Annotated in this window: 22 protein-coding genes and 1 tRNA gene; 20 read left to right on the top strand and 3 right to left on the bottom strand. The window is 40.1% G+C overall.

Going from position 1 to position 22,171, the window contains the following annotated elements:
• Nucleotides 1-25: 25 nt before the first annotated feature.
• The 16 genes from csrA to J7K40_08445 all read left to right on the top strand — a co-directional run bounded on the left by csrA (nucleotide 26) and on the right by J7K40_08445 (nucleotide 16,471).
• Complete coding sequence (gene csrA, locus J7K40_08520) at nucleotides 26-271, top strand: carbon storage regulator CsrA (protein ID MCD6162440.1); 246 nt, start codon at nucleotides 26-28, stop codon at nucleotides 269-271.
• Between the two features lie 56 nt (nucleotides 272-327).
• The gene (gene flgL / locus J7K40_08515; GenBank protein MCD6162439.1) at nucleotides 328-2,256 is read left to right on the top strand and encodes a flagellar hook-associated protein FlgL; all 1,929 of its coding nucleotides are present in this window, start codon (nucleotides 328-330) and stop codon (nucleotides 2,254-2,256) included.
• Between the two features lie 9 nt (nucleotides 2,257-2,265).
• Nucleotides 2,266-2,712: a flagellar assembly protein FliW gene (gene fliW, locus J7K40_08510; GenBank protein MCD6162438.1), complete on the top strand. Its 447-nt coding sequence runs from the start codon at nucleotides 2,266-2,268 to the stop codon at nucleotides 2,710-2,712.
• A 328-nt stretch (nucleotides 2,713-3,040) separates the two neighbouring features.
• The gene (locus tag J7K40_08505) at nucleotides 3,041-3,751 is read left to right on the top strand and encodes a tetratricopeptide repeat protein (protein ID MCD6162437.1); all 711 of its coding nucleotides are present in this window, start codon (nucleotides 3,041-3,043) and stop codon (nucleotides 3,749-3,751) included.
• A gap of 60 nt (nucleotides 3,752-3,811) precedes the next feature.
• Nucleotides 3,812-4,789, top strand: coding sequence for a hypothetical protein (locus J7K40_08500; GenBank protein ID MCD6162436.1), 978 nt, complete (start codon nucleotides 3,812-3,814; stop codon nucleotides 4,787-4,789).
• A 12-nt stretch (nucleotides 4,790-4,801) separates the two neighbouring features.
• Nucleotides 4,802-5,035, top strand: coding sequence for a hypothetical protein (locus tag J7K40_08495; protein ID MCD6162435.1), 234 nt, complete (start codon nucleotides 4,802-4,804; stop codon nucleotides 5,033-5,035).
• A gap of 57 nt (nucleotides 5,036-5,092) precedes the next feature.
• Complete coding sequence (locus J7K40_08490) at nucleotides 5,093-5,596, top strand: hypothetical protein (protein ID MCD6162434.1); 504 nt, start codon at nucleotides 5,093-5,095, stop codon at nucleotides 5,594-5,596.
• A complete protein-coding gene (locus J7K40_08485; protein ID MCD6162433.1) occupies nucleotides 5,580-8,399 on the top strand; it encodes a tetratricopeptide repeat protein in 2,820 nt (939 codons plus the stop codon). The genes J7K40_08490 and J7K40_08485 overlap by 17 nt, the downstream gene beginning before the upstream one ends.
• Before the next feature lie 210 nt (nucleotides 8,400-8,609).
• A complete protein-coding gene (locus J7K40_08480; protein MCD6162432.1) occupies nucleotides 8,610-10,892 on the top strand; it encodes a hypothetical protein in 2,283 nt (760 codons plus the stop codon).
• 57 nt (nucleotides 10,893-10,949) lie between these two features.
• Nucleotides 10,950-11,357, top strand: coding sequence for a flagellar protein FlaG (locus J7K40_08475; protein ID MCD6162431.1), 408 nt, complete (start codon nucleotides 10,950-10,952; stop codon nucleotides 11,355-11,357).
• A 46-nt stretch (nucleotides 11,358-11,403) separates the two neighbouring features.
• Nucleotides 11,404-13,731: a flagellar filament capping protein FliD gene (fliD, locus tag J7K40_08470; GenBank protein ID MCD6162430.1), complete on the top strand. Its 2,328-nt coding sequence runs from the start codon at nucleotides 11,404-11,406 to the stop codon at nucleotides 13,729-13,731.
• Nucleotides 13,732-13,770: 39 nt separating this feature from the next.
• The gene (gene fliS, locus J7K40_08465) at nucleotides 13,771-14,205 is read left to right on the top strand and encodes a flagellar export chaperone FliS (protein MCD6162429.1); all 435 of its coding nucleotides are present in this window, start codon (nucleotides 13,771-13,773) and stop codon (nucleotides 14,203-14,205) included.
• Nucleotides 14,202-14,624, top strand: a complete 423-nt coding sequence (locus J7K40_08460) for a hypothetical protein (protein MCD6162428.1) — start codon at nucleotides 14,202-14,204, stop codon at nucleotides 14,622-14,624. Before fliS ends, J7K40_08460 begins: the two co-directional genes overlap by 4 nt.
• A 42-nt stretch (nucleotides 14,625-14,666) precedes the next feature.
• Complete coding sequence (locus J7K40_08455; protein MCD6162427.1) at nucleotides 14,667-15,152, top strand: hypothetical protein; 486 nt, start codon at nucleotides 14,667-14,669, stop codon at nucleotides 15,150-15,152.
• A gap of 39 nt (nucleotides 15,153-15,191) precedes the next feature.
• Nucleotides 15,192-16,097, top strand: coding sequence for an HDOD domain-containing protein (locus J7K40_08450; protein MCD6162426.1), 906 nt, complete (start codon nucleotides 15,192-15,194; stop codon nucleotides 16,095-16,097).
• Entirely contained in the window at nucleotides 16,094-16,471 is a 378-nt protein-coding gene (locus J7K40_08445) for a hypothetical protein (protein ID MCD6162425.1), read from the top strand. The genes J7K40_08450 and J7K40_08445 overlap by 4 nt, the downstream gene beginning before the upstream one ends.
• An 82-nt stretch (nucleotides 16,472-16,553) precedes the next feature.
• On the opposite strand, the gene J7K40_08440 is transcribed toward J7K40_08445, so the two are convergent.
• Genes J7K40_08440 through cysC form a run of 3 tightly spaced genes read right to left on the bottom strand, consistent with a single transcriptional unit; the run spans nucleotide 16,554 to nucleotide 18,773 of the window.
• Nucleotides 16,554-17,138, bottom strand: a complete 585-nt coding sequence (locus J7K40_08440; GenBank protein ID MCD6162424.1) for a class I SAM-dependent methyltransferase — start codon at nucleotides 17,136-17,138, stop codon at nucleotides 16,554-16,556.
• 58 nt (nucleotides 17,139-17,196) lie between these two features.
• Nucleotides 17,197-18,129 (bottom strand): sulfotransferase, encoded by a 933-nt coding sequence (locus J7K40_08435; GenBank protein MCD6162423.1) that lies wholly within the window; start codon nucleotides 18,127-18,129, stop codon nucleotides 17,197-17,199.
• Nucleotides 18,126-18,773: an adenylyl-sulfate kinase gene (gene cysC, locus J7K40_08430; GenBank protein MCD6162422.1), complete on the bottom strand. Its 648-nt coding sequence runs from the start codon at nucleotides 18,771-18,773 to the stop codon at nucleotides 18,126-18,128. Before cysC ends, J7K40_08435 begins: the two co-directional genes overlap by 4 nt.
• A 456-nt stretch (nucleotides 18,774-19,229) precedes the next feature.
• Between cysC and J7K40_08425 the strand changes: the two genes are divergently transcribed.
• From J7K40_08425 to rpmI, 4 genes are all read left to right on the top strand, one after another.
• Nucleotides 19,230-19,306 (top strand) — tRNA-Val (locus J7K40_08425).
• 92 nt (nucleotides 19,307-19,398) lie between these two features.
• Entirely contained in the window at nucleotides 19,399-21,330 is a 1,932-nt protein-coding gene (gene thrS, locus J7K40_08420) for a threonine--tRNA ligase (GenBank protein MCD6162421.1), read from the top strand.
• 11 nt (nucleotides 21,331-21,341) lie between these two features.
• Complete coding sequence (gene infC, locus J7K40_08415) at nucleotides 21,342-21,875, top strand: translation initiation factor IF-3 (GenBank protein MCD6162420.1); 534 nt, start codon at nucleotides 21,342-21,344, stop codon at nucleotides 21,873-21,875.
• 84 nt (nucleotides 21,876-21,959) lie between these two features.
• Nucleotides 21,960-22,154 (top strand): 50S ribosomal protein L35, encoded by a 195-nt coding sequence (gene rpmI / locus J7K40_08410; protein ID MCD6162419.1) that lies wholly within the window; start codon nucleotides 21,960-21,962, stop codon nucleotides 22,152-22,154.
• Nucleotides 22,155-22,171 lie beyond the last annotated feature (17 nt).

The raw sequence follows: 22,171 nt of genomic DNA, 5'->3' as shown, positions 1-22,171 counted from the left end.
TTAATAAATATAATAGGAGTATGAAGTGTTAATCCTGACAAGGAAGTTAGGCGAATCGATTACTATCGATAACGATATTAAAGTAACTGTTATTGCCATGTCCGGCAATCAGGTGAAACTTGGAATAATTGCCCCTGAAAAAGTCTCCATTCATCGTGAGGAAGTATTTAAGCGAATTCAAGAGGAAAACAAATCTGCGTCATTGGCGCTGAAAGAAGATTTGTTTGAAGTCGCTAAAATTTTAAAGGCTAAACGAATAGAGAAAAAATAAAATGTTCCGATAAAATGAAGAAGAGCATAATAAATTTATATAGCTGGAGATGAATCATGCGAGTATCAAGTAAAATGATGTCTGACAGGGTATTGTTCAACCTTACCAGGGCAACTACCCGATTGTTGGATTTACAAACAGCTTCCTCCTCCGGAAGACGGATTAATAGACCCTCGGATGATCCCTTGGGGATAATCGATGACTTGAACTATCGGTTCAGACTGTCTGATATTGCCCAGTTTAATTCCAATATACGTCATTCCAAATCATGGCTGTCGTATTCCGACATGGCTCTAAGCAGCATTAACGACCTGATTATTAACGCTAATGATATTGCTGTTCAATTAAGCAATGATACCTATGATGAAGCTGCCCGAATCGCGGGGGCTGAAACGGTTAGTGATATTTTCAGCAGGATGTTAGAAGCGGTAAACTCACAGTATCAGGGAAATTATATTTTTGGCGGATCAAAAATGGATTTGCCCCCGATCCTTGCTGCTGACGGCGGAATAATTTATCAGGGCGATTACCAAGATATTATGATTGAAACCGATAAAAACTCTTATCTGAACATAAACTCGTTCGGTTCTGAGTTTATGACTAAACGAGTAACCGTCCTCGGTGAAAATTTCGACTTGAATCCGGGCTTGCAGCCCAACCTCTGGCTTACCGAACTTAATGCCGGTGCGGGTGTAAATATGGGTGCCGGCCATATTACTATTAATACCTTAAACGGTTCGTATGATGTCGATTTAAGCGGCAATATTAATAACATTCAGCAGATTCTCGATGAGATTAACATTACGACCGCAATCCCCAACTTAATCGCCTCTATTGCCGGTAGCGGGTCGGGCTTGCAGTTGGAAGACACTACTGCTCATCATTTGACATTAAACACCCCGATTTCGATGCTGAATGGCGGCAGCGGCATTTCAACGGCGGCTGGAACGGATATTACTATTTCTACCGGCATTCCGGGACCACTCACCGCTAATATTGATCTTTCGGGAGCTGCCGACCTTAATGATGCTATTAATATTATCAATGCCCAGCTGCCTGCCGCTGGTATAATGAATGTTACAGCTTCAATAGACCCGGATGACAACAAAATCGTTATTACCGACACAAGCGCCATTCCGCGAGATTTAATAATCGATGAGTTCTCAAACGGAACTACCGCCGCCGACTTGGGTATTAAAGGCACCGTGAATGCAGTTATGCAGGGTACTGATTTGCAGCCGCTCCATATACAGGTATTGGAATCTGCAGCTGGCGAAACATTAGCCGACGACCTTGGCTTGCTGATGGGTACGGAAAATAATATCCTGTTGGGCGATGATACTAATCCCCGCCTAACTTATCACACAAAACTCGCATCGCTAAATAGTAATGCCGGTATACAGCTTGGCGTTATTCAAATTAACAACGGCGTAAAAAAGGTCGATATCGATCTGTCGCCTCTTCAGGATGACCCCAATGCCACTATTTTAGATATAGTGGAAATGATAAATAATTCGGGGATTGGCGCCAAAGCCTATCTTAATGATGATAGAACCGGTATCATGGTCAAATCGCAGTATGATGACCGTTCATTTATGATAACCGAAGCTGATAGCGGAAGAACCGCCTCGGCTCTGGGCATTTTTGGTTCGAGCGACCTTTTGGGAACAGTGAGAATACTTGAAAACGCCTTAACTCGAAACAATATCGAAGAGATTAAAGTTACTCTTGATGTGTTTACTAAGGCTCTCGATAATCTCCTTATCTCGCGTTCCAGCGTTGGCTCGAGGGTTATCAGAGCTGAAAGCGCCGAAACAGACATGCTGAATCAGGAACTGCTGATAACCAATCAGCTCTCGGAGGTTGAGGATGCCGATATGATTCGAGTTATAACCGAACTTGCTAACGCCGAAATAATTTATCAAACGGCTCTGGCTTCCGCCGCCAGAGTAATTCAACCATCGCTTATGGATTTTTTACGATAGGAGGCATTGTTGCCAACAATTAATACTGACAAATTCGGAGAGATTAGCTACAACAAAAGCGATGTTGTTTCTTTTATCAGACCTATTCTTGGCTTTAATGACCTGCAGCGGTATATTATTATCTCCCGTCCCGAATCGGAACCGTTTAAGTGGCTGCAATCCATAGATGATCCGATTGCCTGTTTTGTTATCCTTGAACCAATATTAATTTGCCCCGACTATTCCGTAGAAATAAGCGCTTTTGATATCAGACAGATGCAAGGATCTGACAACCAGAATGATTACCATGTGTATGGAATTGTTACGGTTCCCAGGGGGCATCCTGAAGATATGACAATTAATTTGCAAGGTCCTGTTATAATAAATTCTAAAAATCTTAATGCCGTTCAATTGATTCTAAATAATCCTGATTATGATATACGCTACAAAATAGCAGATAATAAAATAACAGCTTAATTCAAGATATTACTATTCTCAGCCTATTAGCAATTTAATGCGTTCTCTACTGTTAAGTTTTTCTTGTGCTGCCGCAAGTTACTTCCGAAAGATCTGGCAATGAAATCGATGTTACTGCCGCGAAAAAACTTATTGGAAAGGTAAGCAGGTCTGATTCTGACTAAAGGGGAAACCCGACTGGCATCTATACAAAATAATGGAGCCAATCTTATTGTAAATTAAATTATGAAAAAGCCGATAATAATTAATAGTTGTTATTGCCCGATAAATAATTGTAGTACACCGGGATTGTATTTGAAAAATTATTAAAATTCTAAACGAGGTTTTTATGAGTACCGAGAATCTTAGCAGGTCGGGTATTTCGCCTAAGGTGGACCGCGACGGAGGAAAAACCCAACAGTCATCCGGGTTTTCACAAGCAGAATATTCGCCTGTTGTTAATGAAGCTATTAATGAAGCTATTGAGCTTTTAAACCAACAAAAGTATGATGACGCTAAAATTAAACTGCAGGATTACCTCCGGGAAAACAAAGATGATATTAAAGCTATTCATCTGTTGGGTACTATATTCGCCAAACAAAATGATTATATAAACGCTGAGAGATATTTTAAAAAGGAACTGGAATTAAATCCTGCTCAAGCTGATGCTCATTTTAATCTGGGATTAATTCACAGTCAGCAAAACCGTCTTTCGGAAGCAAAGCATGACTTCGAGAACACTATAAAACTAAATCCTACTGATGCGCATGCTTTAAACGATCTCGGAGTTATCAACTTTACCTTAGGCGATAACGAAAAAAGCCAGGATTGTTTTTCGAAAGCGCTGGAAGCGACTCCGACATTTAACGATGCATTCTTAAATTTATTCGAACTCCTCTGGAATGAAAACAAATATGATATTGCTTTAGAATACGCGTATAATTTTCTTAAAGAACTTTCGAATAAGAACTCTGCCGAACTTGTCAATGAAATGACGAACAATAACCCTGTTAAACAAGAATCGCCTGTTCAAAAATCGCTTAAAATACAAAAAGCGTAAACACAATTAAATAGTTAATAACATTAAGCAAACATCTAAAATAAAGTATAAAATAAATCGATGCAAATAGCTTTTGCCGGAAATACGTCAGCAGTCTATTATTGCCTTGAAAAACTTTGCCGAGCGGGTTTTAATGTGGCGGCTGTAATAATACCTGAAATGAATTCAGGTAAAGCCCTTGATATTGCAGATTTTAATTCCCTGGCCGGCGAATTCGATTTCAGACAAATTAAGCTTCCATTAAAAAGTGATGCCAAAAACATATCTCAAATAGATATCCTGATAAAACTTGAATGGCCTGACAACCAGGCTATCCCGATTATCCCCAAGATTGCAGTATTAGGCAGCAACTTGAAAGGTCAATACGCTAAGGAATTTCTTACCGATGTAGCCGCTGATATTTATAACGGCAAATCACAATTTGAGAGCCAATTGATATTAGAATACGCAAATGAACATGACAAAAATAATCCTCAAATAGAAACGGTAAAAAATCAATCTAAAGTTATCAGCTTCTCCGAAGTTGAAATTAACATATTTGATGATGTTCGTTCGATTAAAACAAAAACCCTTGCTAATTATTATTGGCATCTTCTCAAACTGCTAAATAAAATTAAAAATGGCGGCAAAATACTCGAACCGTTATCAAAAGAAATTTACTTTAATAACATTAAGGTTGCAGGGAATATCAACTGGAATCACAGCACAAACAAAATATATAATCTGGTAAGGTCATTAACCCATCCCGTAAACGGTGCTTATACAAATTACGAAGGAAGCAGAATAACCATTTGGCGCGGTCATCATTTTGAAATGACTAACAGTGAATTCGAGGATATAGCGCCGGGAACAGTTGTTGATATATTAAATGAAATCGGGGTTTTGGTCAAAGCCGGCGACGGGTTGTTTTTAATTACACGCATTCAGCCTGCCGGTATGCCGGAACTGCCGGCTTGGGTCTGGGCGGATTATGCTCATGTCAGGCCTTTTGAGGTATTTGAAAAAATTAAGGAAGATATACCAGCTGTCCGGGTGTAATTGCTGTTTATTATGAAAAAGCTGAAATTAATCAAATCTATTGACAATGATTGCCCGAAATACAGCGAGCGTTTAAGCCAACTTAAAAACCGCCTTTCCTGCCAATTTGAGGTGCCGGGAATTGGACGGCTTAGAACAGGAAAACAACACGGCAATTTCCATATAACCCATACTTCTGTAAAAAATAGTAATGCTATTGTTAAAAGAAAAAGCCGCCGAAAAATGGAAAAAGCAATAAATATATAAACCATATAGTTAAACATAATATTACTCAGCTTGGTAAATATGATAAGAGATTCCCATATGTTCAATCTAAAAAAAGGCAGCATAAGCAAATTCGGTTTCAAGAAATTTTATAAGCTTGCCAGCAACAGTTTTATAGTGAAAAACTACTCGTTAGCAGTTGATAACTGCCGTCATGCCGCAAATATTGCGCTATCGGATAATAACCTTAAACAAGCCGCCAAAGCTTTTGAACTCTGGATTAAAGTTTTATTCGAAGACAGCAACTATTACGATATTAAAAAAGTATGTTGTTTGGCGCGAAGTAAATTTGGCAACAATCTTGATTCTCTATATTATGAACTCATAGCGGCTATCAATAAAAATGATTTCAATATTGCCGCCAAACTTGCCAAAGAATTTATTGCGCTGCGAAAAAGCATGACAGAGAAACCATCGGGCGCATTCAACAACACCTATAATCAGTTGGATGAAATATTAATCCTTCAAAAAAAAATTGAAAGTACTCAATCTGAGAATAAAATAAATACGAACCGGAGTAAATTAAATGAGCAAAAAAAATAGAAAAATTAAGGCGAAATCTCACAATCCGAAACCCGACACTATAAATATGCTTATTGAGAAAATCGCCGGGAAATTTGAAAATGGCAACTTCCGCAAAGCGGTATTATATTGCAAAAAAGCAGCCTCCAAATTCGATAACAATACTGATAATTCATTAGCGGCTAAAGTGTATTTTTCATGGGTGTTGGCTTCCATGAAACTTGGCGATTACAAAGCCATCGATACTATAATCGATAAGGCTCAAAACCGAATAGGAACTTACCTCGATTTAATATTCTTCAAAATAATGGCGGCTAAGGGAATTGATGATTACGAAACAACACTAAAATATGCAGATGAATTTGAAAAGCTTCATAACAACACAAACCCCAACACCGATGAATATCTAAAGCAAAGTTATAAATCGCTGGATGAAGTTTTATGGATCGGGGGAGAGGCCGCTTTAAAACTTAACGAGACAGACCAGGCGCTGGAATACATGAAACGTTCTCTGGATATTAAACCTGATAATCACCCTCATCGAGTCGAACTTGCAGAACGGTTTATTGAATATCAAAAAGAAGACAGCGCCCTTGATATTATCGAAGAAGGCATTAAGCTATTCCCCGATTATCTGACCCTGAAAAATGCCCGGGTTATGATTTTGGGACAATTAGAAAACTTTGAAATTGCTGAAAAACATGCCAAAGAAATCCTCCTTCAGCATCCGGATAACTTCGATACCTTAAACAATCTCGGCGTGATTTATGAAAAGCAGGGACTGACCGATCTCGCTAAGAATCAATTTGAACTGACAATCAAAGCAGACCCGCAGAATGAATATGCCCGTAAAAATCTCGATAGGTTAAACGAACTAATCGACGACAAGCCGCAGAAAATATCAGCCGCCATGATAGTTAAAAATGAGGAAAATTTCCTGCCCGGCTGTTTGGAATCCATCAAGGATTTAGTCGATGAAATAATAATAGTCGATACCGGCTCCACCGATAGAACTATGGATATCGCCCGCGAATACGGCGCAAAAATATACGAACATCCATGGCAAAACGATTTTTCGCTTCACCGCAACCAATCAATAAATTACGCCGCAAGCGATTGGATATTGATAATTGACGCCGATGAAGAACTTTATCCGGAAGAACATGAAAAAATCAAGATGCTTATCAAACGCAAAGACATAGACGGCGTTTCTTTTATTGTACTTAATAAAATTCAGAAAGGACGCGTAGGATATTTGCATTCAACCAGAATGTTTCGCAACCACAAAGGAACTAAGTATGAGGGCATCGTTCATAATCAATTGAAAATGACAGGTTCGATAAAGCAAACTGATTTTAGAGTAATGCATCACGGATACGGGCTTTCCGAGGAAAAAATGTACAAAAAGTCAAGACGCACGGAAGCCTTATTATTGAAACAGCTCGAGGAAACCCCTGATGATGTTTTCGCGCATTTCAATCTGGCTCAGCTTTTCCGCGGTGAATCAAAATGTGAAGAATGCTTAAAACATGCGGAATTCGTTATCAATAAGACAAGTTTTAGCGATATGGAAAAACGCCCGATTTACATGATGGCTTTAGACCAGGCAGGGTGCGCCTTAGTTGGCTTGGCGCGATACGAGGAAGCTATTGAGACATTCAATAAAGCCTTAGAATATAACAAAGATTACTTAGACCCGCTGTTCAATCTCGGCTTTGCGTATATGGATATGAAAAAATACGACGAAGCCCAAAAATATTTCCTGAAATACCTGAAAGTAAAAAGCGTTTATTCCCCCCTTAAAGATAAAATAAAAGTCATTTTAAATAATCTGACCAGCGAACATGTCGCCTATTATTCGCTGGGCTTTATAAATTTCTCCCAGGAGAAATATGAACAAGCGCTGGTATATTTTGACAAGGCTTTAGGTTATGTAGATGATTTTGAAAACATGCATTATTTAATGGCTCGATGCTATCGCGAGAAAAACAATTATAAGAAAACAATCGAACAGTGCGATAAGGCTGTAAATTTCGAACATGAAAACTGGGAAATCTGGATGATTAAAGGTGAGGCGTGCCTAAACTTAAACGATTCCAAAACGGCGCGCCACTGTTTCGATAAAGTCTTAGAACTTAAACCCGATGAGAAATCTGCTGTGATTGGTATGATAGGAGTCGAATCGCTCGAAAAAAGCCCGAAAGAACTGCTTGAGTATATTGATGAATGCCTGAAAAAATCGCCCTTATCGCCGCGGGTTCTTGCCTCTAAAGGGGATGTATTATTTAAGCTCGGCAAATTCGATACCGCTTTGCAGAGTTATATCGATTCAAATAAACAAAGCCCGGATGACTACAAGATATTGAATAATCTCGGTAACTGCTATCTGAAAACCAAAAATTATGCCTCAGCGGTCGAATGCTATCAAGCTGCTCTGAAAGAAAACAGCGATTTTGTCGCCGGCTATAAAAATATCGGCATAACCCTGATTAATCAGAAAAAAACATCGGAGGCTATTGAATATCTCGAACATTACCTTTCTAAAAAATATGATGACTATGAAGTCCATGCGACAATCGGCGATTTATATTATAACATCAAACAATACAATAAGGCTATCTCACATTATGAGGTATATCTCAAAGTCAACCCCTCAAGTATCGACGCCTTGATTCGCCTGTCAGACTGTTATCTTAATCTCGGGAAAATGCAAGCCGCCGTTTTAGGCTATAAAACCGTTCTATTAAAAGACGCGTCTAATAAAACAGTAAGAAATCGTCTGAACGAATTGAACGATTTTGTTAAACCCGTTGCAGCTAAATAGGTTAAGCTTATCCAAATTGTTTCACATATCGCTAAACTTTTTTGCCGTTTCTGTCGAAATAAGTATTGAAAACAGGATAACTTTTTTCAGTTAAAATGTAGTTTATGAAAAGGAGGTATGGCTAAACAAAACACCCTGTATTTAAACTTAAAACTAACTGATTAAAACAGACAAAGGATGTCTGCAACAAAATTCAAGGAGGAATTTTAAATGGCACTAAGAATTAATCACAACGTCACCGCTCTGGATGCCTGGAGAAACTTAACCAACACCACTCGTAAGATGAGTTCCACAATGGAAAAACTGTCTTCTGGTTTTCGTGTTAACAGAGCCGCCGATGATCCAGCCGGTCTGGTAATTTCCGAGCAGTTCAGGGCTCAGGTTGCCGGCTTAAACCGCGCCATCCAGAACTCAGAGGGTTCAATCAACATGATTCAAACCGCTGAGGGCGCCTTAAATGAAATTAACAACCTGCTGGTTAATATGCGTGAATTATCAATTCATGCTGCTAACGAAGGTTTCAACGACACTAACCAGTTGGCCGCCGACCAGGCTGAAATCTCAAACGCTATCTCCACTATTACTCGTATCGCTAAAACTACCCAGTTCGGCACTAAGGCTTTGCTTGATGGCTCTGCGTCAAACACATCGGGTATTACTTCTCAGAATACCGCTATGTTAACTCTGTCGGGTTCTGAATTGCTTGAAGGTAATCATAACATCTCCGCTACTCAGTTGACAGACTCAACCGCCTCTATCGACAATGAAACCTTAGGTCTTACAAACGTGTCCGGACCCTATAACCTTTCTGACGGTGTTCATAATATCGATGTTGTTCAGGCTTCCGCCGGTGCAGCTAAAGTTGGCGATGCCATTGATTTCCGCGATGCCTGGGGCAATACCTTAAGTCTAAATACCGCTGTCGATGCCACTGAAGCTAAAGCTAAAGTCATCGGTTCCTGGGATACAAACGCCTGGACAACGGGTACTTCCGCAACATTTACCTGGAATATCAACTACCAGGAAGTCGGCTCTAATCCGGTCGGCATGCAAACCATAACATTCCACTTAGACAACATTGGCGCGGCTACCGCTGATATGGCTGGTAATATTCAAGCCGCTCTTCAAAACGCTATTGCCGCTAATGCTCATCTGGCAGGTAAAGTTGCGGCTTCTTTGACAACTCTTGCTGGTAATGATAATATTGCAATCAAGACCGTTAAAAATGGAGCGCAGTATTCTCTTGCGATAGGTGATGTATCATGCACCAATTCGACAATTAATGCCGCATTATATTCTGATCTTAGCGGTGAAATGTCTAATGTTAATCACCGCGGCACCTCCGACAGCCGGTTCGTTCTAACCGCTTTAGTATCAAGTTATGGCAACCCGAACGAGCTTAAGAATGCTATTTCTATTGATATCGCTTCAGGCGGTACGGTAACATTCACATCATTGTCGAATTTGGTAGCGACACTTAATGCTTCGCTTACACTGGCGGCAAACTTCGGCACATTCGATGCCTCCGTTGGCGCGGCGGCAAGAATTCAAGCTACTGTTGTCTCAGCCGGCGGCCAGCAAAGGCTGAAATTTTTCGGCTTGGATGAAGGGTCGACATTCTATATCAAGCTTGACGGGGCTCCTGCGGCTGTCAGTACCGATGCAACCGCTTACGAAGTGCTTGGTCTAACAGCTGATACGTCGTCAAACAAGGGCATGGATGCTCAGGTTCGTTTCGACGGTTTTGTCAACACTATTGACGAAGTTCGCTATGGCTACAGCGCCACTTATACTAACAGCGTAAGCCTGTATACATCTGACAATACTGATACCAGAGGCTCTGTAAATTTTGAAAAAGTGCAGGGTTATGAGGGCGGTATTAATGTCGGCAATATGCTGATGACAGTTAACGCCAGAACTTATGCTGTTCAGCTGGATGGCGGAACATCCGCTACTGTTATAGCTGGTAATGAATCCAGAGTTTATAACTCCGACCGTACGCAATCAATCATGGTAAACTATGACCTCAAATCAGATGGCGGCACCGAAACTCTCTATACTACCGATAGATCGTTAGTATTCCAGATCGGCGGTAACTATGGCCAGACAGTTAAAATAGGTATTGATAATCTGTCTGCCGCTACACTTGGCCGCGGAACAAACAATGCCATGTGGTCGAATCTTTCTGAGGTCGACGTGATGACGGCACAGGGAGCGCAGGATGCGCTGTTGGTAATCGATAAAGCCATTAATGATGTTACCAACATCAGAGGTAATCTCGGTTCATTCCAGAAAAACACCCTGGCTTCAAATTTGACCAACTTGCGTATCGCCTCTCAGAACCTGACAGCAGCCGAATCCACAATCCGCGATACAGATATGGCTTCGACGATGTCAACCTTTGTCAGCCAACAGATCCTATTGCAGGCTGGTACTGCGATGCTGGCTCAGGGCAACCAGATACCGCAGGTCGTACTGTCTCTATTCGGATAATCATATCTTTTGAGGAGGGCGTTCTAACGCTCTCCTCATTATAAAGGGGATATTCAAATGAATGGTGAAATAACTACCCAGATGGCTCTTGAAAGGGTTGGCAAAAGCGCAGACCAGCCTCTGGGTGGGGTGTCTCCAAAGACCCCTGTCCATAGAGATAAAATAAAAACTCAGGTCAGTGAAAATACCCAAAGTCTTGAAAAGGACAAAAGCGTAAAACTGTCTGATGACCCTAAGAAAGTTAAAGAATTAGTTCAGGAGGCTATTAGCGATTTTGACAAATTCGTTAAAAGCTTCCAGGTCGATTTGAAATATGAAATTGACGATAAAACCGATGAACTGATTATTAAAATCTTCGAAAAAGGTACTGATAAACTAATCAGGCAAATACCGCCTGAAGAATTTTTAAGACTCAAGGAAAGAATAAATGATCTGTTGGGGATCATTTATGATGAAACCGTATAAGAATCGGGGGCTTCTTATAGCCCCCGAATTTTAAAGGAAATGTATTATGAGCTATAGTGGCGCAATTGACGGAATAGCATCAGGCTTGAACACTACCGAAATTATCGAATCAATAATGAAGTATGAAAGCCAGAGAATTAATGTTTTCGCCCAAAGACAAACCGAGTTCACAAACAAGCTGTCAACATGGGGTTCAATTGAAGCAATGCTCCTGTCGGTAAAATCGCAGGCATCTATATTATCCGATGAAAAATTATGGTATGCAAAATCAGCCGTATCCTCAGATGAAAATGTGATATCTATCAATGCCTCCAATGACGCTGCCCCCGGAACCTATTATCTTACGGTTGAACAACTGGCGACTCGCCACCAGATAGCCAGTACGGGAATGTACTCCCTAACCGAAAGTATCGGCACGGGCGACATCGAAATAAGCTTAGGCGATAACAGCTCGACAGTTATTACAATTGATGATAGCAATAATACTCTTACTACGCTTAAGGATGCTATTAATAACTCCAGCGCCAGAGTCACGGCGGCTATAATAAATGACGGCTCCGAACATAATCCATACCGTTTAGTGCTAACCGCGAAAGACTCGGGAGCCGATAATCAAATCACTGTTAATTATAATTTAAGCGGCGGAACTGCCCCCGAATTTTCAGCCGCATTCGATTGGACTGAAAAATTGTCATGGTCAAGCAACGCCTCCTCCAACCCTCAAACCAGTACAGGCGCGGCATACACAGGCAGCGAAAATAAAGCCTACACATTTACCATAGGAGGAACAGGTCTGCAGACTATTGGCGCCGGCGATATTGATATCGACTGGACCGACGGCACAAACAGCGGCACTATCACCGTCTCGACGGCAGATACGGATATTGCCTTAGTTGGAGATGGAGCTGACGGTTTAAGCGTCTATTTTACCGAAGGTGCTCTTCAGGCAGGCGATACTTTCCAGGTTCAGGCTTTTGCGCCAACTATACAGAACGGTCAGGATGCCATCGTACAGCTTGGCAGTTCTTCAAACGGCGGCTCGCCTATTACGTTCACTCATTATGAAAATACCATCGATGATTTAATCGAAGGCGTAACTCTTGAATTAAACTCTATCAGTACAGGCGATCCTGTCGAGATTACTATCAACGAAGATAGATCACAAATAAAATCGCAAATAAATAAATTTGTTGCTAAATATAACGAATACCAGGAATTTGTAGATTCACAATTTTCTTATACTGAAGAAACCGGCAAGGTTGGAGTTCTTATAGGCGATATCTCCCTGATGATGCTTCACAATAATATCAGAACAACATTAACAAGCGTCCTATCTGGGCGCCCCGATAATGTTAAAATGCTGTCGCAAGTGGGTGTAAAATTCGACTCAAGCGGCCGACTAACATTCAACGAATTAACTTTCGATAATAAAATCAATGAGAATCTTGAGGATGTTATAAGCTTATTCAAGTCCAGCGGCACAACAAATACTACGTTTGTCGAATATATTTCATCAAACGCTCTTACCAAAATATCAGCATCCGGTTATGCGGTCGATATCACTCAAGCCGCAAGACAAGGGTCGTTAACAGCAAGCGAGATTGCCAGTCCCTCAAATACTCCTCTTACAATAGACGGCTCAAACAATGTGTTAAATATAAAAATAAGCAACAAGATCAGCAGTAGTATCTTTCTTGCTGAAGCAACCTACAACTCGGGGGAAGCTCTCGCTGAGGAAGTCGAAAACGCTATAAACAGCGATACCAGTCTTTCGGGAGTAAGCGTCGATGTTGAATGGATTGATAACGGCGCTAATGGACATCTCGAGATTACCTCCTCTACATATGGTTCAAATTCTACCGTTACGCTCGAAACCGCTTCCGAAAATACGGCTCATGATATTTTGGGATTAACAAATGGAACCAGCGTTGATGGTCTTGATGTCGAAGGAACTATTAACGGTGAAACCGCTTCCGGCACCGGCCAATATTTAATCGGCGATAGTGATAATGAAAACACCGCAGGCATGAAACTGCTGATAACTCTCACCGAAAACCAATTAGTAGAAGGCCCTGAGGATACTGTATGTTTCAATAAAGGAGTTGCCGCTATCATCAGCGAGAAAATCGCCTCATATACCGATTCGGATGGGGTTATTGCCAGCAGAAAAGACGGTTTGCAGCTGCAGATTGACAGCATTGCCGATCAAATTGAAAATATAAACGAACAACTTGAAATAAAACGTGCTTCGCTTTATCAGCAGTTTACAGCAATGGAAAAAGCGCTGTCGCAATTACAGTCGCAGCAGAGCTATTTAAGCCAAACAATTTCCAGCCTTGATAGCAACTGGTCGTTAATGAAAGGTAATCATTAATAAGTATCAATAATATAGATATAAAGCTTAAGGGAGATCATGGAAAACAACTTAAAAACATACCAAAATATACATGTGTCAAGCCTTAATCAGAAAGAATTAATCGTACTGTTATACTCCGGTGCTTTGCGATTCATCGATGAAGGCAAAGAGATGATTAACAAGAATGACGTTCCGGGCACTTTTGAAAAACTAAACAGGGCAAGGAACATCTTTCTTCATCTTCTCTCAACGCTCGATATGGAAAAAGGCGGTGAATTCGCCGATAAACTATCAGCCCTTTATGCATATTTCGTCGAAAAAATTACTATGGCAAATGCAACAAAAATAATTAGCGAACTGGATGATATAATCCCGCTAATCGAAAATATAAAAAATTCATGGGAAAATATTGACATTACCAAAGAAGATATTCCCAAAAGTGTAAAAAAAGTAAATTCTAAACCCGTACAAGTATTTTCAGCGGAGGTATGATGTCATCTGCCAGCGATTATGTAAAACGGCTTTTATCGTCTCAATTAGATGTATATCAGGAGATAGAGTTGTTTTTAAGGAAAATTGTCGGTCACAGACAAGGATCGGAATGGGCTTTTGAACAAGTCGAAAATATCAACTTGCAGTTTGACAAAGTGAAAAAATTGGAACGTGAAATAAATGGAATTTTGAAGATTAATCCCGAATTCGCTCACAGAATAGAATTGGTGGATATTGTAAATAAAATTAAAAACGCCATCTTAAAGATAAAACGTTTTATGGATATTTTACAGATTCGGGTCGCAGGCGGTCAGCGAGTCGTTTTCGAAAATCTTAAAAATATAATAAAAAGAATGGATATAGAGGGTTATCGGCAAAAAAATGCGTTAAATAAAATTTCTGTAGATTGTCTGTATTAAAGTTTTAAAACCTGTTTCCGATATAAGGAATAGAGGTGAAATATGCAAATTGAAGGTCTGGGTCCATCACAGCAGACGGATCAAAAAAATAAAAAACTTAATACATCCCCAAAATCCGAAAATGACGTTCAAAAAAAAGCGGCTAACCTTGATAAAATTGAACTTGATAAAACTAAAAATCTATCAAGCCAAACAGATTATTCGGATAAAATTAACAAAGAAGCAGCGCAAGACAAAAACGCAACAAAACAGCTCTCCGGTATAAAACAGAAAACATCTTCCGGTTTCTACGACATAGAAGATACTAAAGAAAAAACATCCGATAAACTTATTAATAGCGAAGGATTAAAAAATGTTGTTAGACAATACCATCATTCTAATTCAATCGATAAAACCGCCGACAATACATCAGATATACGTTATGAAAAAATTGCGGGAATAAAAAAGAATATCTCTATAGGGTATTATAATGACCAGACTAACTTCGGTGCATTCGCCGATAAAATTATTGCATATTTCCAGATATAACGTTCATTGATATTTCATCAACAACGAGAGCCTAAAACTATGCCTGAAATGGAAGCTTCCACTGAAAAAAAAATAAAAACTATTATCAACAGAATCCACAATCTTCCCACACCTCCAATGGTTTTTACACAGGTCAATAAAGCTATCAACAATCCGGATACTTCAGCATATCAACTCGGGGCGATAATTTCTGAAGATCCGGCGCTTACCGCCAAAATCCTCAAACTTACCAATTCGGCATTCTATGGCATCCCAAGATCTATAACCAGCGTTAAACAGGCAATAATTATACTTGGTTTGGATGTTGTTCGCAGCCTGGTTCTCTCGGCATCCGTTTTCGAAACGTTCTCAAAATTGTATAAACTTGATAAAGAATATCTTGATGCTTTCTGGCGGCATTCTCTTTCTGTTGGCTTTATGTCTCGCATTATTTCAAGAACCAAAAATTTCCCTTCATTCTTAGAAGCTGAAGAATCTTTTTCGGCCGGCTTACTCCACGACATAGGAAAACTGGTTATCTTTACTCATATGCCATCCGAGTTTATAACAGTAAAGCAAATTGTAAAAGAAAATCCGGAACAACCTATTTGTGAAATTGAGAATGAAATATATGGGTTCGATCATACTCTGGTTGGAAATTATCTGGCTCAGAAATGGAACCTTCCTTATGAACTTGCTGCTGCTATCCTGTATCATCATAAACCGGATGATGATAAACCAGACAACATCACTACATGGATAATTCATATGTCTGATTATCTGTCTAAAATATCCGAAAACGATGATTCGAATTTCTTGCCCGATTCACGCTATATTTACTGCAGCCAAAAAGCTTGGCAAGTTCTGGGATTACGGCAGGATTATGAAGAACAGCTTATTCAGCTTTTACGAGATGAATACATGAAAGCTGAAACATTTATAAATATGGCTCGCGGCGAAGAATGACCAGCGAAATAACTCCCCTTCAAAAACGTAAAATAAAAGAAATGGTTGATGAAATAATAGTCAACCGCGGCATACTGAGTATTGCCGATCGACGGATGCAAATCGATGGCTTGAATATAGAACAATTGAGCAGCTTGGCGTTTAAATACTATAAAATGATCGTTCTCGGCGAAAGTCCCTTTGATATTGACCAAAGACTAATATCCAAAGCTTCAAAGTCAAGCAAATCGCAAAAACCAATATCACTTCATAAATGCATCGGATGCAGCAGCCAGCTCGATGATGATGATATCAAAAGCAGAATCCCAGTCTGCAAAACATGCCGAAAAATAATCAGAGTCGATTACGAAATATTAAAAGAACTTTTCTATTAATCCGCATATTAATAATTAATAATCAGTAAAAATAGGTCGGGTTCTGACTCGCCGAAGGCGAGGAAAAAACCCGAAAATTTGGCTAAGATAGCATTTTTATCCCATGAAACAAATGAACATTCGCCTCATAGTCTGTGCCCGGACTATTCCCTTTGAATGTCTTAATCGCCAATACCTGAAAATAAGGCCAATACCTTTCGATAATATCTTCTTTGATATCCTCATATATTCGTAAATGTGCTTTATCTTTAAAATTTGGCACCGATGCTATTAATCGTACCCCGGGCGGGATACTGCGAAATATCTGCATATCATCTACATGCTCCAAAACCTCAAGAGCAATTACCGTATTATAATCGAAAGGTTTGTAATCATTATCATTATATATATTGCCAACCCGGAAATCACCCTGCGGACACAAATTCTTACATCGCTTAATCGCTTCTTCGCTATAATCAAACCCCCGATATGATATCCCCTCAGCCATTATCATCTTGGCCATATCGCCAAGCCCGCAGCCCAACTCTAAAACCCGCGGCGAGGGGAAGCTTTTTAGAATCTGTAGGGCAAACTTATAAATCGGGTAATATTCAGCGGCTGTAAAACCACGAAGATATAAACCGTCGTAGTATTCCGAATCTTTTTCTTTGTTGCCGGTTAATTGCATTAAATTCCTCTTATTGTGATAGAATATCTATTAAGCATCCAAATATAGATAACCTAAGCTACACCTCATATCCGACCTTTTCTAATAAATCTGATAGCGCTAAATCAAAAGATTTTAAAATCACCGGGTTTAGCTCCTGAGTTTTCCATTTGCCAATCTTATTTGAATATATCGGCGAGGAACCATAACCGAGAATATTATCTTTCCCGGATTCAGTATAGTTTAACATGTTGGGATCAAAGTCTTCATCAAGAAACGCCATTAGCTTCTTAAGCGTATTTTCAGTATCAAGTATCAAATCTTCATACCTGACTTCATAATAGCGCGGATTGCCTCTAAAACGAATACCTGCCTCTGCCGAAACCAGCCAACGAAATATAGCGGTTACCGGGTTAAAATTGCGTCCCTGACACAATGATAATACTACGTCTCGTCCGTCTCTAATGACATGTATAAACTTAGCGTCGGGAAAGAAATCGAGCGTCTCATTAATGCAAAATATATTATTTGGTGTCTTTTCAGCCCATCGAGTCTTGCCATTAATATCAGCGAAATTCGAAAAATAAAGATCAACAAAGTGACGCAGATTGCGAGCGAGTTTAAACATACTGTTTGTCGTGGGAAAATCATGGTATAGCTTTCCGGTATTGGGAATAAATAAACCGAAATTATCGCCGAATTTCGTCTTGAGAGGAAAAATCTGTCCCTTATCCAATTCATCAAAATCTTGATTTAAAAACATGTTATAAAGCTTATCAAGATTGCTCTTAAAAAAGGCCGGTCTGTCAAAAAACGATATTTCCTGTCCGCAGGCGATATTCTTATGGCTGTCAAGCATCGTTTTTAAAAGCGTAGTGCCGCTGGAGCCGCAGCCGCCGATTATTATCGGCGACTTAAAAGCTATATCCTTTATTTTAGCGGGCTGCTTATTTGCAAGCTCCTGACCTAACAAATCCTTAAATGAAATCTGCGGCGCGGCTGTATCGATCATAAATATCCCCGGCTTGATAAAAAATGAACAATTGTTTTTGCCGATTGCTCTATCGTTAATTTTTCTGTGTTGATTGTAATCTCCGGATGCTCAGGCGCCTCAAATGGGTCGTCTATTCCGGTAAAGTTCTTGATAAGGCCGGCTCTTGCTTTCTTATAAAGCCCCTTGGCATCGCGGCGTTCACATTCATCAAGCGAACATTCAATATGAACTTCAATAAAATCACCCTCCGGCACAATTTCTCTAACCCTGTCCCGGGTTTTAGCGTAGGGTGAAATAAATGCCGTAATAGCAATTATCCCGGCTTCCATTAAAAGCTTGGCGGTTTCGCCAATCCGCCTTATGTTTTCATCTCTGTCTTCTTGAGAAAAACCAAGATCTTTGTTAAGCCCATGACGAACATTGTCTCCATCAAGAACCACAACCTGATAATCCTGAGCAAACAGAAACTTTTCAAGCTCCTGTGCAATCGTTGATTTACCGGCTCCGCTTAATCCGGTTAGCCAGATTATACAACTTCTATGCTTATTTCGCCTTTCACGTTCAGCTCGATTTATCTGACCGTCTGTCCAAAACAGATCCTTTCTTTGTAAGGGAATTATTTCATCACTTGCAGCGCCTGGTTTTTTTGTACGAAGAGCCATAGCGATTTCTCCTATACATACTTAGTTAAATGTTTATTTTGATAGTGTTGTGAAATGATAAAAACTGCTGCTGAATGAACATCTTATTATACAACAGCATAATTAACACACCTGAGCTAAATCAAAAATCCCTTCTATAAATATTCGGTTCCTATTACAGATTATCGAATTATTGCTATAATTCTTAACAACTATTCTTATACATAAATTAAAATATCTCAGTATGGTTGGCGATTCTCCCGGTGCACCAACTTTTTGCATAGTTGGCATACCACCTTGTATAACAATTATTTCCGTAGTTTGCGTATGTCCTCGTGCGCCAACTTCATTATCAACTTTCCCCGCCTTATGCCGAAAATATGACCAATAAAAGATTTTGTAGTTAAATAGCGAGAAAAGACAATTTTTTCTTGACTGATGCCGGTTAATCATTAATATTCTGTCGCAAAGAGAGTTGGGCGATTAGCTCAGTTGGTTAGAGTGCTTGCTTGACATGCAAGAGGTCACTGGTTCAATTCCAGTATCGCCCACCATTTTTGATAGTTGTTGTAGAGTGAAGATAAACTAAAAGATGAATTTACCGACTACTCTATATATGGAGTGGTCAATTTAATTTAGAAACGAAATGAAGTTAACGCTGCCCGACAAATCGATAAAGGAATTTTCAAAGGAAATAACCGCCGCTGATGTAGCGGAGTCTATCGGTTCAAGCCTGAAAAAAGCCGCCTTAGCCGCTGAGGTTAATGGGCGCTTAGTCGATATCGATTTCCCTATTAATGAAGACGCTTCCCTTAGAATCATTACCTATAATGATAGCGAGGGCAAAGAGATATTCTGGCATTCATCAGCGCATATAATGGCCTCAGCTATTATGCTTCTTTACCCCGATGCCAAACTGGCTATCGGTCCTGCTATCCCCGATGATTTTTCCGCCCGGTTTTATTATGATATAGACCTGCCGCAAAACCTAAACGAAAACGACCTGCAAGCTATCGAGAAGGAAATGGCTAAAATTATCAAGGAAAATCTCCTCTTTAAACGCGTCGAGATGTCTAAAGAGGAGGCTATCCGTCATATTAAAGATAATGATTCAGGCGATATATATAAGCTTGAAATGGCGAACGAATTTGAGGAAGATTCCGTAAGTTTCTACACCCTCGGCGATTTCGAGGATATGTGCCGCGGCCCCCATATACCATCAACCGGAAAAATAAAAGCGTTTAAACTGCTAAGCATTGCCGGAGCCTATTGGCGCGGCGATGAAAATAATAAAATGCTGCAGAGAATATACGGCGTCTCTTTCCCTGATAAAAAGATGCTCAAAGAGCATCTCGACCGCCTCGAACTGGCTAAGCAAAGAGACCATCGAATACTGGGCAAAAACCTCGATCTGTTCTCACTTACCGATGATATCGGTCCCGGCTTGGCATTATGGCATCCGAAAGGCGCTTTAATCAGAAATCTAATCGAAAATTTCTGGCGCGAAGAACATCTGAAAAATGGCTATGATATAGTCTTTACTCCGCATATCGCCAAAATCGACCTCTGGCAGAAATCCGGCCATCTTAAGTTCTATAAAGACAGCATGTATAATCCCATGGTTATCGATAATCAGCAGTACCAACTCAAGCCGATGAATTGCCCGTTCCATATCGGGATATATAACAGCAAAAAACATTCATATCGCGATTTGCCGTACCGATGGGCTGAACTGGGAGCTGTCTATCGTTATGAACGCTCGGGCGTTCTTCAGGGCTTATTCAGAGTCAGAGGTTTCACTCAGGATGATGCTCATGTTTTTTGTCGAAAAGACCAGCTTGAGGATGAACTGCTAAAACTGCTTGATTTTAACCTGTTTTTCCTCAAAACCTTTGGCTTCGAGGAATATGAAACTTATCTCTCAACTCAGCCGGAAAAATATGTCGGTACTCAGGATAACTGGGACAGAGCGACTGATGCTTTAAAGAAAGCGCTGGAGAAAAAAGGCTTGGAATATCAAGTCGACCCCGGCGAAGGCGTATTTTACGGTCCCAAAATTGATGTGAAAATTCGAGATGTCTTAGGCAGATCATGGCAATGCACTACAATTCAGGTCGATTTTAACCTTCCCGAACGATTCAATCTTACCTACACCGGTGAGGATGGCGCCGAACACCAAACTGTTATGGTGCATCGCGCTTTGCTTGGTTCGATGGAGCGATTCTTTGGCATATTGATAGAACATTATGGCGGTGATTTCCCGCTTTGGTTAGCTCCCATACAGGCTATTGTTCTGCCGGTTGTCGATGAGGTTAACGATTATGCGAATGAAATCACAGCCTTTTTCAAATCCGCCGGCGTGCGCGCGAAAACTGATTTACGCAGTCAAAAAATTGGCTTTAAAATCCGTGAAGCTGAAAATCTAAAAATTCCATATATGTTTATTGTTGGTAAAAAAGAAGCCGCAGAGGGTAAAGTTTCTGTCCGACGTCATAAAATCGGAGATGTCGGCATAGCTGAACCTAAATCTGTATTAGCGGAAATGCTTCAAAAAATACAAACAAAAGCTCTTAAGTAGGAGGTGTTTTAATAGCCAAAGGACGAGAAACCAGAATCAGGGTCAACTATAAAATCAGATCGCCGGAAGTGCGGCTGATTGATGATGAAGGCCAGCAGGTTGGCGTTGTCAGTATCCAGAAAGCGCAGGAGATTGCTAAAAGTAAAGGACTTGATTTAGTTGAAGTTGCGCCTACTGTCAAACCGCCAGTTTGTAAAATAATGGATTTTGGCAAATATCTATACGAGCAATCGAAAAAAGCTAAAATCGCTAAAAAGAAACAGCATACTGTTAACCTTAAGGAAATGAGGTTTCGACCTAAAACCGAAGAGCATGATTATAGATTTAAGTTGAAACACATCATCGAGTTCTTGAAACAAGGCGATAAGGTGAAAGTATATGTTGCCTTTCGAGGCAGGGAAATGGCTCATAAAGAACTCGGAAAGAAACTATTAGATAAAATAATAGCCGACCTTGCCGATATTGCCGAACCAGAATCTGACTCCTTTATGGAGGGTCGTCGGATGTTTTTAATGTTTGCGGCCAAAAAAGAAGTTCAGGCTTAATGAAATGGTTTAATCGTCGCAATGTAAATTTTTGTTGCGCTTATGATTAATTTAGTATATATTCATTCCCTATGGGAGTAAGAAATGCCAAAAATTAAAACAAACAGGGCTGCCGCTAAAAGGTTCAAAAAAACAGGAACCGGAAAAATAAAGCGAAGCCATATGAATACCAGTCATATATTGACCAAAAAAACTAAAAAACGCAAAAGACAACTTAGAAAATCAGGACTTGTTTCGGATGCTGATAGGGATCGCGTAAACAAGATGATTCCATATTAAAGTTGTAGGGAGACAAA

Source organism: Candidatus Zixiibacteriota bacterium (assembly GCA_021159005.1).
Taxonomy (GTDB): domain Bacteria; phylum Zixibacteria; class MSB-5A5; order UBA10806; family 4484-95; genus JAGGSN01.
This window is presented reverse-complemented; position numbering and strand designations above follow the sequence as displayed.

Coding starts and splice junctions, on each gene's coding strand:
- J7K40_08460 (MCD6162428.1), top strand. CDS start 14,202: ATGATGTCATCTGCCAGCGATTATGTAAAACGGCTTTTATCGTCTCAA.
- J7K40_08440 (MCD6162424.1), bottom strand. CDS start 17,138: ATGCAATTAACCGGCAACAAAGAAAAAGATTCGGAATACTACGACGGT.
- J7K40_08455 (MCD6162427.1), top strand. CDS start 14,667: ATGCAAATTGAAGGTCTGGGTCCATCACAGCAGACGGATCAAAAAAAT.
- J7K40_08505 (MCD6162437.1), top strand. CDS start 3,041: ATGAGTACCGAGAATCTTAGCAGGTCGGGTATTTCGCCTAAGGTGGAC.
- J7K40_08485 (MCD6162433.1), top strand. CDS start 5,580: ATGAGCAAAAAAAATAGAAAAATTAAGGCGAAATCTCACAATCCGAAA.
- rpmI (MCD6162419.1), top strand. CDS start 21,960: ATGCCAAAAATTAAAACAAACAGGGCTGCCGCTAAAAGGTTCAAAAAA.
- J7K40_08480 (MCD6162432.1), top strand. CDS start 8,610: ATGGCACTAAGAATTAATCACAACGTCACCGCTCTGGATGCCTGGAGA.
- flgL (MCD6162439.1), top strand. CDS start 328: ATGCGAGTATCAAGTAAAATGATGTCTGACAGGGTATTGTTCAACCTT.
- thrS (MCD6162421.1), top strand. CDS start 19,399: ATGAAGTTAACGCTGCCCGACAAATCGATAAAGGAATTTTCAAAGGAA.
- J7K40_08475 (MCD6162431.1), top strand. CDS start 10,950: ATGAATGGTGAAATAACTACCCAGATGGCTCTTGAAAGGGTTGGCAAA.
- J7K40_08450 (MCD6162426.1), top strand. CDS start 15,192: ATGCCTGAAATGGAAGCTTCCACTGAAAAAAAAATAAAAACTATTATC.
- J7K40_08495 (MCD6162435.1), top strand. CDS start 4,802: ATGAAAAAGCTGAAATTAATCAAATCTATTGACAATGATTGCCCGAAA.
- J7K40_08445 (MCD6162425.1), top strand. CDS start 16,094: ATGACCAGCGAAATAACTCCCCTTCAAAAACGTAAAATAAAAGAAATG.
- J7K40_08490 (MCD6162434.1), top strand. CDS start 5,093: ATGTTCAATCTAAAAAAAGGCAGCATAAGCAAATTCGGTTTCAAGAAA.
- J7K40_08500 (MCD6162436.1), top strand. CDS start 3,812: ATGCAAATAGCTTTTGCCGGAAATACGTCAGCAGTCTATTATTGCCTT.
- fliS (MCD6162429.1), top strand. CDS start 13,771: ATGGAAAACAACTTAAAAACATACCAAAATATACATGTGTCAAGCCTT.
- cysC (MCD6162422.1), bottom strand. CDS start 18,773: ATGGCTCTTCGTACAAAAAAACCAGGCGCTGCAAGTGATGAAATAATT.
- J7K40_08435 (MCD6162423.1), bottom strand. CDS start 18,129: ATGATCGATACAGCCGCGCCGCAGATTTCATTTAAGGATTTGTTAGGT.
- fliD (MCD6162430.1), top strand. CDS start 11,404: ATGAGCTATAGTGGCGCAATTGACGGAATAGCATCAGGCTTGAACACT.